This window comes from Acidilobus saccharovorans 345-15 (assembly GCF_000144915.1).
GTDB lineage: Archaea > Thermoproteota > Thermoprotei_A > Sulfolobales > Acidilobaceae > Acidilobus > Acidilobus saccharovorans.
On the sequence record NC_014374.1, the window covers coordinates 1 to 13,837 of the forward strand.

Consider the following 13,837-nt stretch of genomic DNA (forward strand, 5'->3'; position numbering starts at 1 on the left):
GTTTCAACACCATTCCTTGGTTTCCCATTGGTAAATGAGATTGTGGTTACGCATCCAGAGCATAAGTTTCAACACCATTCCTTGGTTTCGCCGTTGAAGTAGTCCTCGTCGTCGTGCACCACCTCCTCCAGTTTCAACACCATTCCTTGGTTTCTGATTGTAACTGGGGCGCTGACAGGGTACATGTAGGTGGTTTCAACACCATTCCTTGGTTTCACGTGCCCTATGGAACGCTGAAGGTATACCTATCAAGGTCAAGTTTCAACGCCATTCCTTGGTTTCGCCAGAGTGTCAATTAACTCCCCCAACGTAAGCGGAGGGCGTTTCAACACCATTCCTTGGTTTCATCTCCTTCTTGTCCCTGCCCAGGTACGCAATTATGGTTTCAACACCATTCCTTGGTTTCTTATGTCATACTCCTTTGCTGCCTCGTGGAGCTGTCCTGCTAGTTTCAACACCATTCCTTGGTTTCTAGAGGACTTTCTTAACAACGCCATTGATATCCTTGTAATCAGGTTTCAACACCATTCCTTGGTTTCTAGAGCATATAAAGGAGGAAGATATCGAGAAGTTCCTGTTTCAACACCATTCCTTGGTTTCGCCAAGCACAAGCGACAACCCTAACCGCCCCCATGTGTTTCAACACCATTCCTTGGTTTCCAAGAGAAGTTTTATTTGACGCAGTAGACAACAAGGAAAGAGGTTTCAACACCATTCCTTGGTTTCGCGTAGACCTGGAAGCGGTACTCTGCGTAGACAAGGGTTTCAACACCATTCCTTGGTTTCACATTTTGTTTAGGCAGAGGACAGCAAATTTAACAGTGTTTCAACACCATTCCTTGGTTTCTAAATAACTCTCTCGTTCTCGTCTACCTCATAACGGTCGTTCCTAAGTTTCAACACCATTCCTTGGTTTCCAAGTTTGTTCAGAAAATTGCCTTGAAAGATTCAAGCTATTTCTGTTTCAACACCATTCCTTGGTTTCTCGGAAAGAGAGGAAAGAAGGGAAAGGGGTAACGTTGTTAAGTTTCAACACCATTCCTTGGTTTCCGAGCCCTGAGCTGTTATGCTTGTCCCTGTCCTCCGCGCGGCCTGGGGCCTGCCCTTCCCCCGCTCCTCTGTCCCACTGTTGTCCTCTGCTGGGAAATACTTAAGTTTACCGCCGGCCCCCGGGGGACTTCCCATGTGAAACGTGGGAATTACCCGGCTAAGTAGTTTATAAGGTAAATTAACAAAATAATCAAAACTGCTGCCTAGTGGCGGGCTGGGCCCCCTTGGGCCCAACGACCTCGGCCCTGACCTCACCCATGCCCATGGCCCTCAGCTTCCCGACCCCCAGCTCCGACGCTATGGCAAGCAGCCTGTCAAGTATCGCGGAGCCCAAGCCCCCCTTGACGCTGTACAGGGCCCAGCCCGTGAAGCCCCTGAGGAGCCTGAGCCTCCCTAGGTAGTCCCTGCCTATCACGGCCGTCGTTGGCTTCACGTCGTAGTCCACCTCGACAGCGTACATGTCGACCAGCCTGCCTACATAATAGTGGTACAGCGGGGCGTCGCCGCCCGCGCCGGAGAGCCCCAGGAGCAGCTTGGCTGCATATGCCGCTATGTACGCGGGCTCCGGCAGCAGCCTGTAGGCGTTTGGGACCCTCCTTGACAGACGCGAGGCCCAGGGCGGGGTCATGACCTTGAGCGGTATCGCTGTCGGCGTGAGGAACAAGAGCCTCACGGCCCCTCCCCTCCCGCCCAGGCCCACCGAGAGCTCCTCCCCCCTGACGAGGGAGGCCGAGGTTACCCTGTACTCCAGGGCCCCGGGGCCCAAGCTCACGCTGCCCTCGCAGGAGGCCAGCTGGGCCACCTGGGGCGCGGAGAGCGACGAGGCGACTGCCACCACGGCGCCCCTGAGCCTCTCGCCCTTCCTCACCACGATGGGCCTGTCGCCCTGGGAGTAGAGCCTCCTGCCGCTGCCGTCCGCGAGGGACCTGAAGGTCACCGCCTCCCTGTGGGCCAGGTAAAGCTCCCAGAGGGGGTGAAGGCAGCCGTTCGGGTCGGCGGCCGCCGACTTGAGGGCCTTGGAGGACATGGGCTGAAGTATTACGTCGTCCCTGGGCGTGACCTCGAGCTCAAGCCTCAGGAGCGCCCTCGGCATGTTGGACTCTATTATGTTAAGCAGTGACAAACTTCCGCCCGTCCGCCCGGTGGCCCGCCGAGCCTTAATCCTTCCTGAGGGCAGCCGCCACGGCGCCCCAGGGCGTGGGCCTCAGGCGGCCGCGCCCCTCCAGGAGGCCCGCGGACCTGAGAGACCAGGCCAGGTTGCTGGCGGTCTTCAGGCTGACGCCCATGCGGGCCGCCAGCCTCTCCACGCTCGAGGCCCCGGCCACGACAAGCCTGAGCGCCTTAAGCTGGTCGCCGCTGACGCCCAGTCGCCTGAGTGGGGTGAGCTCAAGCCGCCCGGCCCCAGGGACGAGGAGCCAGGCCCTGAAGCCCATCACTGCAGCCGCGGCCGCGAAGGCTGCCAGCAGCGGGGACTCAGGCCTGGGCCCGGCCCACGCGAGGACCTCGTCGTAGCCCCTCGCAAGCTCCTCCGAGAGCCCTGCCAGCAGGGAGGCCGCGTCGCCCGAGAGCTGCGAGGCCCTTAGCCACCTGAGGGCGGCCAGCGGGGCCTGGCGGCCGCCGTCGAATGACACGAGCACGGCCCTCTCGCCCTCCCTGGCGCCGAGCTCCTCGGCGGCGGCGAAGGCAGCGTCTGGCCTCAGCCACGGCATGAGGAGGAGCCTCAGTCCCATGCGGGGCACACCCTCCTGAACCAGCAGGAGCTGCACCTCTCAGACCTGTACGCCCTTGGGGGCTCCTCCGACTCAAGTACGTCCCTGACCCTGGCCACGAGCTCCTCCGCCTCCCTGAGGACGTGGCCGTCAACCTCAAGGGCGAGGAGGTCGCCCCCGTGGTACAGGTAGGCCTCCCTGACCCTGCCCAGGAGCCTGTTGGCCAGCAGGGCGTAGAACTTGAGCTGGTTCGCGAAGGGCCTCAGCCTCTCCCCGGCGGCCCTGAAGGCCTTGACCTCGAGGACCCGCAGCCTCCCGCTCCCGGAGACCAGGTCAACGACCCCGGCCGCCCCAAGCCCCCTGTCCCTCAGGGGCACCTCCTCAAGCCAGGGCCTCTCAAGGCCAAGCTTATAGGCGACGTCCGAGGCCCTGAGAGACCTGCCCGCCCTCATGCCCCAGGTCTCGGGCTCCCTGAGGCCAAGCCTCACCTTGAGCCACGGGAGGGCCGGGCAGTACGAGTAGTCCTTAACAGCTGTGCCGGTGACCGCGGCCTCAGCCAAGGAGCGTCACCTCAGCAACCCTTGGCGCCGCCAGGGGCCTGCCCACCACGAGGGCGTTGGCCCACTCAACCTCGCTCAGGAGCACGACGTGCACCACGTCAGTCGAGTCGTCGACCAGCTGCGCCGCGGCCCTGGCAGCCTCCTTGGCCACCGCGAGGCCCCCGGGGCCAACGAAGGCGCTCCTCTGCACCCTTGAGAGGCCCATCCTCTCCAGCTCCCTGGAGAGCCTGAGCCTCCTCGAGTCGTCGCTCACGTCGTAAACCACCAGGACCCTCACAGGGGCTCACCCCCGGCGTAGCATGAGTACGCCTGCCCTGACCTGAGCGAGGAGGCCAGCCTGTACGCGTACTCCCTGAGCGCCTCAGAGTACGTCATGGGCCTGTAGGCGCCGAGGGCCTGGTCCTTGAGCCTGTTGAAGAGCGCTTCAAGCAGAGCCCTCCTGGAGCCCACGTCGAGCAGCCCTCCCTCGAGCCTCGGCCTCCAGCCAGACGTCACCAGCGCCACCAGGGGCTCGTCAACGACTGGCGCCCTGAACTGCTCAACGTAGTCATAGACCAGCACGGGCCTGCCGCTCCTGTCCACGTGGAGGAAGCCGGCGTAGGGGTCGAGGCCCGCCAGCAGCAGGGCCCTGAGGCCAAGGGAGTAGAGCACCGCGTACATGTAGTTGAGGCACGCGTTGACAGGGTCGTCGCCCTCCTGGTCCCTGCCGTCGAAGCCGAGGTCCCTGGGCAGCAGCGAGGCCACGAAGCCCCAGTACTCCCTCGCGGCCGCGGCCTCAAGCTCGAGGAGCCTGGGCCTGAGGTCGTTGGGAGTCCCCCTCAGCTCCATGACTTCCCTGGCCAGCTCCCTCATCCTTGAGACGGTAGACTTAACGGTGGCCCCGGCCCTCAGGGCGAGCCTCCTCAGCGTTGACGCCTGGGAGAGCACCTTGCAGGCGACCAGGGACGAGGCCATCGAGCCGCCGAGCTCCCCTGAGGCTGCCATGTACTGGGCCCTCCTGGTCTCAGGCGTCCTTGAGTAGTGGCTCATGTAGGTCACCGAGACTGGCATGCCTCCCCTGTCGAGGACCACCATCTCGACGCCCGCCGCTGCCATGAGCCTGAGCGCCCTAGATGTCACGCTCACGCCGCCAGAGGCGACCACCACGAGGTCCACCTGGGAGAGGGGCACCTCCTCCCTCCTGCCGTCCTTTGACCTCACCACGAGGCTTGAGCCAGAGGCGCCCAGCAGGAGGCCGTAGCCAGTGAGGAGCAGCGCCCTCAAACGGCCGCCACCCCACTCGAGGCCAGCTCCTCGGCCATGGAGTCCCTGGCCTCCAGGAACCTTGACCTTGGGCCCTCGCCCAGCAGGAGGCCGTGGACGCTGAGCGAGGGCGGGGAGAGGCTAACTGAGACGAGGAGGCCGTAGTCGAAAGGCACCTCGAGCTGCGACTCAAGGGCCATGGCGTAGCCGGCCATCTGGACCGCGTGCCAGTCCCTGGCCTGGCCCACCTTGAACTCCACGACGGCGCCGCTCATCAGCGCGTCGACCCTCAGCCTCCTCGCCAGGCCCAGCGGCGTCCCGTCGACCACGTACTCGGAGAGCCAGGGGGCCCAGGAGCCAGTTGCCGAGCCTCCCAGGAGCCTCTGCAGCGTGGCGTCCCCGGCGAGCATCACGGCGAGGGCCCCCTGGAGGTCCCTGAGCCTCTGGGCCTCGCCCGCGAGCCCGAGCTGGGAGGCGACTTCGGCGTAGGCCCTCGACTCCATGACCCTCCTGGCGGCCTCCCACGGCTCCACGCCGCGGCCCACGAGGCCCTGGAGGCCGTAGGCTACCCTCCTGAAGAGCTCGTGCACTGCGGCCCCGAGGAGCATCGCCGCGTCCTGCCTGGGCCCCCTGAGCCTCGCCTCGAGGGCCTCCCTCGGGCAGCAGCTGTAGTAGGCAACCTCGGCCACGCCGAGGCCGGCCCTGTACCTGGGCCTGACGGGCGGCCTGTCCCAGGCCCAGCCCCTCAGCTCAGAGGGGACGCTGAGCTGAAGACCGTGCAGGTACTTGAGCTCCTGCCTGAGCAGCTGCAGCACCCTCTGGCACCCCAGGGGGAGGTGGGGCGAGGAGCTCTTATTGATGATCTGAACACGCTCTGGGATAATCCCAATTGTTAAGTGACAAACGTACATTTAATGGATAAGCAGTTTTGATTATTTTGTTAATTTACCTTATAAACTACTTAGCCGGGTAATTCCCACGTTTCACATGGGAAGTCACATGCCCGGTGGGAGCGGTGGGAACATCAATTTTACTTAACTAAACATCAGAGAAAGTTAAAAATTCATGGGGGCTTCCCATGTCTCACATGGGAAGTCCCCCGGGGGCCGGCGGTAAACTTAAGTATTCCCCTGCAGAGGACAACGGTGGGACAGGAGGGCCGGCCCTGGCAAGGTGAGGGCCAAGGCCAGGGCACGGCATCCCATGGCTTGGGAAACCACGAGATGGTGTTGCAACGAAGACCAACAGACTCAGGCTCTGAGTCAGGAAGCCTAAGGAAACCACGAGATGGTGTTGCAACAACTCCGTTACGTCAATGTCTACCGTGATCATGATGTCAGCCGGAAACCACGAGATGGTGTTGCAACGGTTGAACGCTACTTGTGCTAGAAAGTCGTCATCGTTTTCAAGAAACCACGAGATGGTGTTGCAACTAGAACGTTAGCGGAATGACGCCAAGCTGGAATGCCGTGGAAACCACGAGATGGTGTTGCAACTTGCCCTGGCGTGGACCTTAGAACCCTGGTGCCTTGAGGAAACCACGAGATGGTGTTGCAACCTGGGGAGCATGCCTAGGGAGAAGGCGTTGGCTAAAATAACCCTGGAAACCACGAGATGGTGTTGCAACTGAGGCATGGCCTCAGGGTCAAGGCGAAAGAAAGAAATGAAGGAAACCACGAGATGGTGTTGCAACTAGTGAAGTCCTTCAGTTCGGCCAAAAAAGCGCCATCAGGAAACCACGAGATGGTGTTGCAACGTCTCAATGAGGTGTTGCAGTAGCTTCACGTCATTCCGTGCGAAACCAAGGAATGGTGTTGCAACCAAAATAGCAAGACGCCTGCGCTGCTTTATTGAGATGATCAATTGGCAACCGCGGAATGATGTTTAACACCCTGGGGCCTGAGGAGACCAAGGTTCCAGAGTCAGAGGGGTAAAGGTGAGTTCGGTGAGGCGGAGGACGTCACTGCGGTGCCTGGAGGAGGGGCCCCTGCCAGTAAAACAGAAAAAGAAAAAAAGTGTCAGAACTCCATCACGGAGCCCCAGCCCCTCTCAGTGCAAAGCCCCACAGGCCCTTTCACGTCTACCTTAACCCCTGGCATGACCGCAAGTGCCATCGGCAGCCTCCTGCCGTTATCAAACCCTAACGAGAGCAGCCTGTAGATGACGGCTGTGCACTCCCTGTCCCCCTCCTTAGTCTCCGCCTTAACGGGCGTCGCGGTCGCCTGGTTTTTGTCCCACACTATCTTGTTATCATCAACTACGTCAACTATGGCAGGTGAAATCAAAACACTCCCTAGCCCGAGGGCGCCTTCCTTTACCTTGATGTCCTTTATGACCTCTATCTTAGCTGGCCTGGACTCGCCTCCAAAGGCGCCAATGGAGTTGTTGAGCTTTAAGGTCTTGTCATAGGCCTCGTCGTCATAAACTTCGACCAGCACGCCGTACCTCGTCGGACCCTCGCCTAGGATGTCCCTGGCTATCAGGCCTAGGTCCACGTCCCTCTCCATGTATATGTAGTTCTCCTTGGCGCCCTTGGTGCCCTTGTCAAGAGCTATGCCTATCTTCTTGATGTAGTGCCTGTCCTCCACCTTATAAAGCCTGAGCGACTCGCCTGAGGGGCAGAGCATGGCCCTGCCCTTCTTTGTAAACGAGTAGGCGCAGAGGTAGGACCCCCTGCTGCCCTCAACGTAGAACATGGGGCCCCTGAATCTTGGAGCGTCGCTGCCGAGGCCATTGACTATGTAGGCGAGCTTGAGGAAGCCGTAGATCGTTGAGGGCAGCGGCATGGCCTCAAAGTAGCCCTGGTACATGCTGCCGCTCAGGAGGACCGAGCTCAGGCCTCCCCACCTGAAGACCGCGGGCGTCAAGGGCCTTATGAGCAGGTAGGTCATCCCTCGTCACCTCATGTAGTCCACCGCAAGCACCACGCTGTAGAGCCTGTCCCCGCTGCAGACGGAGCTGCCGTCCCTTGAGGGCAGACAGGAGGACACCGAGGCCAGGTCGCTGACGTGCTTTTTCACCTTGCTCACGTCCGAGTTCCCCACCTTGTTCCTCTCTACAACTTCTAGCGCCAGCATGGTGTAGACGTCCTTTGCGGAGCCGTTGCCCATGGCCATCTCCATGTAGTCCTTAATGCCGAAGTAGTCGTGTATAAAGCTAACGCTTAGCCTCTTGCTGCTGATCGCGTCGTACAAGTCCCTCACGGCCTCCAGCAGCTGAGTGTTAAGCCTGCCGGCCTCGCTCAGCTTAAGCGTCGACACCAGCCACTCCAGGCTCCTTGCGATCCCCCTGCCGGAGTAGATGAAGAGGACGTCCTTCTCCTTAACGTGGTCCTTCTCCTCAAGGAGCTCGCTGGCGGTGCTTAAGGACAGCGGCAGTGGGTCCTTGTAGTGCGCCGGGAGGATGACGTAGCTCCTGCCATAGTTCGCCAGGGCGTCGACCGGCATGTAGCCCTTTCCATCGCCCAGGTACTTAAAGCCGCTCACCGCGCCGCCCGAGAAGCCCCAGTAGGCCTTCCTGGTCTCCTCGACCGCGTCAAGCGGCACCAGCTCGCCCCTGTACTTGGTCGGCGAGAACGCCAGAAGGTCGTCACCGCCTACGTAGACGGGGCTGGCCCTCCTGTCCGTGAGGATCCTTATGTCGAGCACCGCCTGCGCTGTCAGGGCCCTTGACAGCGCATATGCATAGGCGGGAGTTATAGGTATCATGTATCTGGTCTCCGTGCCACCCCCGCTTGACACGTCAAAAGTGCACGGCGGCTCCTCGCTCGCGGCCTTCTTCACATGGTCCAGGGACCTCTCGTAGCCCTTATCCTCGCTGGCCTCATTGTCCTCGTGGGCCAGCCGCTCCCTGACCTCTACTATCCTTTTGACCTCTTCAGACAGCTTCTTTTCGTCCTCCAGGCGGATGGCCATGGCAGTCTTTATGTAGTCTTCTATTGAGAAGCATTTGCCGTCGCCCTTCCTGAGCAGTCCGCTCCAGTAGCCCTTCCCCATGAAGTCCCCATCGGCCTTCAGTACTGCAAAGTAGGCGTCCCCATACTTCCTTATGATCTTCCTGAGCTCCTCCTCGTTCTTTATGTGATTAGCGGCCCTGTCCTTAATGAGGCTATACACGGTCTCGCAGGCTTCCCTGGAGCCGCCGTAACACTTCTCGTAGAGCTCAGCCAGGTACGGGCCCCTGACGTTCTCATTCCCAACGTAGGGCCCGAGGACCTCGTCCACGTTGAGCATTGCTATTTCAGAGGTTGACGGGAACCCGCGCCTCACCCCGCTGCCGACCAGGAGATCCATATCTTTGAGGACTTCGATGACCACGCGGCCGTCGTTGAGGGACCTCTTCAGGGCACAGTATGGGCACAGCCTGTCCTCCTCTTCCTCCCCCTCCTTCACGTCCCTGAGCCTCCTGAACTCAGCACCTGTCCGCCACGAGACGTAGCTCACGGCCGCTGGGAGCATGCCGCACATGGTGCAGAGGTGGTAGTCCCCCGAGCTGGTCAGGGATCTAACCGTGTCAGCCAGGTCGACGCCGTACATGTACTTGACCTTTATCTTAAGCTCCTCGCTGTTAATGCGGTGCAGTAGGTACTCAAAGAACAGGGAGTACTCCACGGAAACGTACTGTCCGCTGCAGCTAAGGCTCCCCTCGGCAAGCCCTCTGATCGCGTCAGAGTACTTTTTAAACGCTTCACCAACGTCCAGGGCAACTACCCTTGGCCTGACCGGGGGCGTCTCCTTTGCCTTATCTATGTAACTCTTAAGGGGGCCGTCCCTTAGGAGGCCATCTATACCGGTTCTCTTAAACGCCTCCGACGCCACCTGCTCCCAGGCCTTCTTGAAGTTATCCCTCAACTGCCTCTCAACGTCATCGCGCTGCTCAGGCAGCAGCAAAACGACCTTGTCCCCCATCATTGACGTCAAGGGCCCGTCCTGAAGGCCAGCGTACTTCCTCCCGAGCTCAACGATTCTATCTCTCAGACGCTTGTCCTGAACCTTATTGGCGAGCCACGCTATGAAGAAGTGGTTGAGGCTGAGCTCTGGCCTGAGGACCACGTCGGGGCCGTACCTCTCCACGAAGGGCTCGATGGACCTCCACAGGAGGAGCGACGTGAGCCAGCTGGAGGCCCACAGGTCGCTGGTCTTCCTGCTAAATGATATGAACTCCTGCACCGAGGGGAAGTCTATCACGGCCACCGATCCATAGAACTGGGGCTTCGTGCCGTCGCACCTAAGTATGTTCAGCATGGCGGCCGTGGCGGTGGCGTGGTCAAATATCGTGTGCGTCGGGACCCTAGTGTCGGCCACTGGAACCCAGCAGGGCCCGTTCGGGGCGCAGGGGAAGTGCTCGTACCACAGGAGCGGGGCGAGGTAGTAGGCCACGTGATACTTCAGTCCCCCGGCATTCATGACGAGGCCAGAGAGCTCCCTGGCGTATTCTTTGACTTTGTTAGCATCTATGTTGGGAGGTACTTTAATCTTGTACCAAGGCGCAAATAGGTTCTTCTTAACAATCTCTTCTGCCCTTGCCCCCGCCTCCACATCCTTCAATAATAATGATATTACCCACCTGTCGAGCGAGGACGCAAGGTGGTCCGCTAAGGCCACCGCCGGTGGGAAGTTTCCCTGGACGGGGACGCCCATCATGGAGAGCAGCTCCTTGGCATCATCCTCATGGCCTCCCTTGTCAGCAAGTATCGCCCTGGAAGGGCTCTTGGAGACTATCCACGCCTTCCACGGCGGGTCGTGGAAGTATGCTATGAGCTTCAGCTCTAACAGGTCACCTGACTGCACCGCTCCTCACCTCCTCAAGCTCAACCTGAAGGTCGAGCTCACCATATCCCCTCGTGGTCCTCCTGCCCCAACCGGACACGGAGGAGTAAAAGATCGCCTGGAGGAGGAGCTTGAACGCGTCCTGGCCGCACGGCTCAAGCTCATCCCTCCTAAAAACAACAAAGCCTTCAAATGTGACGCCAGAGTTGACCGCGACAAACTTAACTGGGACCGGGTTAGCGTTGTACTCGTTGAAGGGCCTCCTCTCGGGGCTGTAGTGCGGGTTTATTATGTCATATACAAGTAGCCCGCCCTGCGAGGCCACCGGGTAGAAGTCCGTGAACGTCACCTTGCCCTCGGCCTTCCTGCTGCCAAAGACGCAGTCAGCCATTTTATCATCGCCTGAGACCTCGAGGAAGGCGTCCCTCACTATGCCCTTCGCCTGCGACCCTGGTATGTAGGGGACGTCGATTATGAGGTCCCAGGCCAGCGGGACCTCAGTTATGAAGTAGATGGGGCTCCACCCGCCCATGAACTTCCTCTTGGTGGTGAGCTTCAAAGATATGAAGTCCATGCCCGAGCTGACGATCGATTGCCTGACCTCGTTTACGTACCCCCTCGCGCGGGACAGGTCCCAGCCCTTCACGAGGCCCTCGAGGGACATCGACCTGGCGTCCTCCCTGGGGCTGCCCTTAAGCATCTCCTGCTGGTACTTCAGGAGCGCACCAAGCAGCCTGTTGCCCCCCTGCTGGGCCGCCATATGGCTCACCTCGTCACGCGCTTGGCCCCACGACACCTAGCCTCGGCAGCCCTAGCCACGGCATCCACTAATTCGCTTATGACATCTCTGAGTTCCTCACCCCTGATCATGTCGCCCACCTTGGTCACTTCCCCTGAGCCGCTGCGGTGTTCCAGCATGCTGTAGATCTGCTCGTGGTCACGAAGTGAAAGGAACGGCAGGAAGTACAGCCTGTAGGCGTTGTTAACCCTCACGGGCGACGCCACCAACATTGACTGCCTGCGGCCGGGCTCCTCGGACTCCTCACTGACCAGGAAGTAGCCGGTGCTCTTTATCCGCCTCGGCAGCCCCAGGAGCCAGCTGTGGACCTCCGCGCTTGAGAGCCCGCCCCGCCCCATGACAGACCTTAGGTTGACCTTAAGGAAGGCCTCCTGAAGGACCCTCAGCGCCTCGTAGCTGTCCCTGGCCGTGCAGTTGGGGACCGCCCTGATCACGTCAGGGCCTTCGCCATCGACCAGTGGGGCAAGGGGTACAGCGGATTCCTCCCACGAGTTCTCGGAGCTGCAGCCTGCGACCTCCTTAAACCTGTTGTAGTACAGTCTGAACGCCTCAGTTACGTTGCCGTCCTTTACGTACGTGCACAGCTTCTCAATGAACTGGGAGCCCCCGGCCGGGCACTCCGAGGGCGCGAACCTGCCGAAGCCCCTGTTTGCGCCCCTGCCTACGCCCACGAAAGCCAGGGTTATCAGGACCCCTCCAACTACCAGGTCATCATACCCAGGATCCTTTTCAGCCCGCGACCTGTATATGCTGAGATCCAGGCCCCTGAGGTTCAAGGGCAACAGGTCGCCCTTTGAAAGCCCGCGCCTGTTGCCTAACAGCGTCAGCTTTACCCTGGGAAGCTGATCAAACTGCTTCGCTACATCGCCTGGCCCGAGCGTGCTCGCCCTAAAGACGTACCTCGAGACCATCCCGGTGGAGCCCAGGAAGCCGCTGACGAACTTCTCAGCCTCGGAGTAGTCGCTGAGGTCTCTCGCGCAGAACCTGTTGTAAACGGTCCTGAGGAACCACCGGAGCCTCCCATTAATTTCGTCCTCATCCACTTCCTGCGACGTTCTGGTGCTGTGGTCGCCTCCCCACCAGGGCGTCGTGGGGGTCAGCCTGAGCCTCGCCACCAGCCTCCTCTCATTGAACAGCCCCAGCGCCCTCATCCTGGCTTCCTTAACAAGGGTCTCGTCGAGGCTCACAGGGGCATCGCCTCCAGCACCTTCTTGACCTCCAGGAGGTACTCTGAAAGCAGCCTCTCCTTCGCCAGCGCGAGCTCCTTTAAGGCTATCCCAAGCAGCGACTTGTAAATCTCCTCCTCGTTGCCGCCAACGCTCACGCTCTCGCCTACCCTGCTGAGCGCGTAGAGTATTATTGCGACGTAGCCCGCGTAGCCTGCGCCCTCGCTCCTCCTCAGCTCGTCACAGATGGCTGCCTTGACGCCATCATCGAGCTTTGCCTTGCCCGTCAGGTAGCTGTAGATGGCGCTCACTGCGGAGAACCTCTCTACCTTGGATAGGAAGAACGTGAAGGCCGGCTGGAAGCCCAGGCTTATCATGAGCGACGGGAAGTCCACGGCCCTCCTGACTATGCCGGGCTTCGAGTTCGAGCTCCCGCCGCCCTGGCAGCCGGCGGCTATCAGCTTGGTGCCCACGTCGGCCGCGAAGCCCACGAAGTCGCTCAAGGACAGCTCACCTCACCGCGCCGCTGACGGCGCCAGTGCCGCTTACGATGAGCAGCCTCACGAGACCCTTGCCCACGGTCTCCTTGCCCCCTATGAAGAGCGAGGCCCTGTTAAGCTTGTTGCTGAGCTCTGTCATCACGTCTATGTCCCTGCACTCGTCGTTGCCCCCCATGGAGTCCACGCTGCCCCTCATGGAGTCCAGCATGGCGCCAACCATAACCGTGCCCTGGGGCACGTACTCCTCAGTCCAGAGGGCCCTCTCCTTGACGGTCTTCGTCTTATCATCGAGGGCGTTCCTTGTGACCCTTACCAGGGACGACTCCACAACCTGCAGCCCGACGTCGTCGTCAAAGACGTAGGCCTTGTCCTTTAGCAGGTACCCCAGAGACCTCGTGTCGACGCGGCCGCCAAGGACGTCGCTTACGTTTACCGTGTAGGCGTAACGGACCTCCCTCAGCCCCACTGTCACTGTGCCGCCGGCGCCCAAGGCCTTAGGTGGGCTGACCCCTACGGTTGACAGGATGTCATAAGCCCTGTTAAGGAGGTACTTCGTGGTCACATATATGTAGCCCTCGGAGAGGCTTGGGGCCGGGTAGAGGAACGGCACCAGGTCGGTGAACACGAGCCTTCCCATAAATTTAGCCCCGCCCTCGTCAATGTCTGGGCCGAAGGCGCACCTCACTAGCTTATTGTCCTTATCGTTACCGCCGCCCTTGTCGTTGGGCTTGCCGCTGCTTGGGGGCGTCAGGTGAAACCTCAGGGCGCCCTTGAAGGAGGAGCCTAATATGACTGGGTAGCCCATCGAGTCCCTCTGAAATGGAAGGTCAACGAAGCCCGGGGACCTGCCGGAGCCCACGTGAACGGGCGTCACGGCGTAGGCGAGGACCAATAACGAGCCGCCCACAGGCGCAGCACCACGGTAGTTGTATGTCTGTGGTAATACATTATAAATTTACCCCGCGTTGCGCCGCGTTTTAGCCAAAGTTGGGTCTTGCCTGGGGCCTACGGCCAGGTAAGCTCTGCGGCGGGCCTTACCGGCT

At 60.4% G+C, this 13,837-nt stretch carries 12 protein-coding genes and 2 CRISPR repeat arrays; all 12 genes read right to left on the reverse strand.

Features of this window, described 5'->3' with window-relative positions; translation table 11 throughout:
- A CRISPR array of direct repeats spans positions 1-1,050; the repeat unit is 24 nt; unit sequence GTTTCAACACCATTCCTTGGTTTC.
- 190 nt (positions 1,051-1,240) lie between these two features.
- Entirely contained in the window at positions 1,241-2,173 is a 933-nt protein-coding gene (cas6, locus tag ASAC_RS00005; RefSeq protein ID WP_013265923.1) for a CRISPR system precrRNA processing endoribonuclease RAMP protein Cas6, read from the reverse strand.
- A 34-nt stretch (positions 2,174-2,207) separates the two neighbouring features.
- Positions 2,208-2,816, reverse strand: a complete 609-nt coding sequence (locus tag ASAC_RS00010) for a hypothetical protein (protein ID WP_158303771.1) — start codon at positions 2,814-2,816, stop codon at positions 2,208-2,210.
- Positions 2,771-3,319: a CRISPR-associated protein Cas4 gene (cas4, locus tag ASAC_RS00015; RefSeq protein WP_013265925.1), complete on the reverse strand. Its 549-nt coding sequence runs from the start codon at positions 3,317-3,319 to the stop codon at positions 2,771-2,773. Before cas4 ends, ASAC_RS00010 begins: the two co-directional genes overlap by 46 nt.
- Positions 3,312-3,596, reverse strand: coding sequence for a CRISPR-associated endonuclease Cas2 (gene cas2, locus ASAC_RS00020; RefSeq protein WP_013265926.1), 285 nt, complete (start codon positions 3,594-3,596; stop codon positions 3,312-3,314). Before cas2 ends, cas4 begins: the two co-directional genes overlap by 8 nt.
- Positions 3,593-4,582, reverse strand: a complete 990-nt coding sequence (gene cas1, locus ASAC_RS00025) for a CRISPR-associated endonuclease Cas1 (RefSeq protein ID WP_013265927.1) — start codon at positions 4,580-4,582, stop codon at positions 3,593-3,595. Before cas1 ends, cas2 begins: the two co-directional genes overlap by 4 nt.
- Entirely contained in the window at positions 4,579-5,376 is a 798-nt protein-coding gene (gene cas4a, locus ASAC_RS00030) for a type I-A CRISPR-associated protein Cas4/Csa1 (RefSeq protein WP_013265928.1), read from the reverse strand. Before cas4a ends, cas1 begins: the two co-directional genes overlap by 4 nt.
- A 396-nt stretch (positions 5,377-5,772) precedes the next feature.
- Positions 5,773-6,382: direct repeats of the CRISPR family, unit length 25 nt; unit sequence GGAAACCACGAGATGGTGTTGCAAC.
- 197 nt (positions 6,383-6,579) lie between these two features.
- Positions 6,580-7,452 (reverse strand): hypothetical protein, encoded by an 873-nt coding sequence (locus ASAC_RS00035; RefSeq protein WP_013265929.1) that lies wholly within the window; start codon positions 7,450-7,452, stop codon positions 6,580-6,582.
- Between the two features lie 6 nt (positions 7,453-7,458).
- On the reverse strand, positions 7,459-10,350 hold the full coding sequence (gene cas10, locus ASAC_RS00040) for a type III-B CRISPR-associated protein Cas10/Cmr2 (RefSeq protein ID WP_013265930.1): 2,892 nt from the start codon (positions 10,348-10,350) through the stop codon (positions 7,459-7,461).
- Positions 10,337-11,089 (reverse strand): type III-B CRISPR module RAMP protein Cmr6, encoded by a 753-nt coding sequence (gene cmr6 / locus ASAC_RS00045; RefSeq protein ID WP_013265931.1) that lies wholly within the window; start codon positions 11,087-11,089, stop codon positions 10,337-10,339. The genes cas10 and cmr6 overlap by 14 nt, the downstream gene beginning before the upstream one ends.
- Positions 11,090-11,094: 5 nt before the next feature.
- Positions 11,095-12,315 (reverse strand): type III-B CRISPR module RAMP protein Cmr1, encoded by a 1,221-nt coding sequence (gene cmr1 / locus ASAC_RS00050; protein ID WP_013265932.1) that lies wholly within the window; start codon positions 12,313-12,315, stop codon positions 11,095-11,097.
- On the reverse strand, positions 12,312-12,797 hold the full coding sequence (locus ASAC_RS00055; RefSeq protein ID WP_013265933.1) for a hypothetical protein: 486 nt from the start codon (positions 12,795-12,797) through the stop codon (positions 12,312-12,314). The genes cmr1 and ASAC_RS00055 overlap by 4 nt, the downstream gene beginning before the upstream one ends.
- Positions 12,798-12,804: 7 nt before the next feature.
- Complete coding sequence (gene cmr4, locus ASAC_RS00060) at positions 12,805-13,701, reverse strand: type III-B CRISPR module RAMP protein Cmr4 (protein WP_083773977.1); 897 nt, start codon at positions 13,699-13,701, stop codon at positions 12,805-12,807.
- Positions 13,702-13,837: the final 136 nt, after the last annotated feature.

Bases quoted from the DNA above. Each gene is read 5' to 3' on its own strand.
- ASAC_RS00035 (WP_013265929.1), bottom strand. From the start codon at position 7,452: ATGACCTACCTGCTCATAAGGCCCTTGACGCCCGCGGTCTTCAGGTGG.
- cmr6 (WP_013265931.1), bottom strand. From the start codon at position 11,089: ATGGCGGCCCAGCAGGGGGGCAACAGGCTGCTTGGTGCGCTCCTGAAG.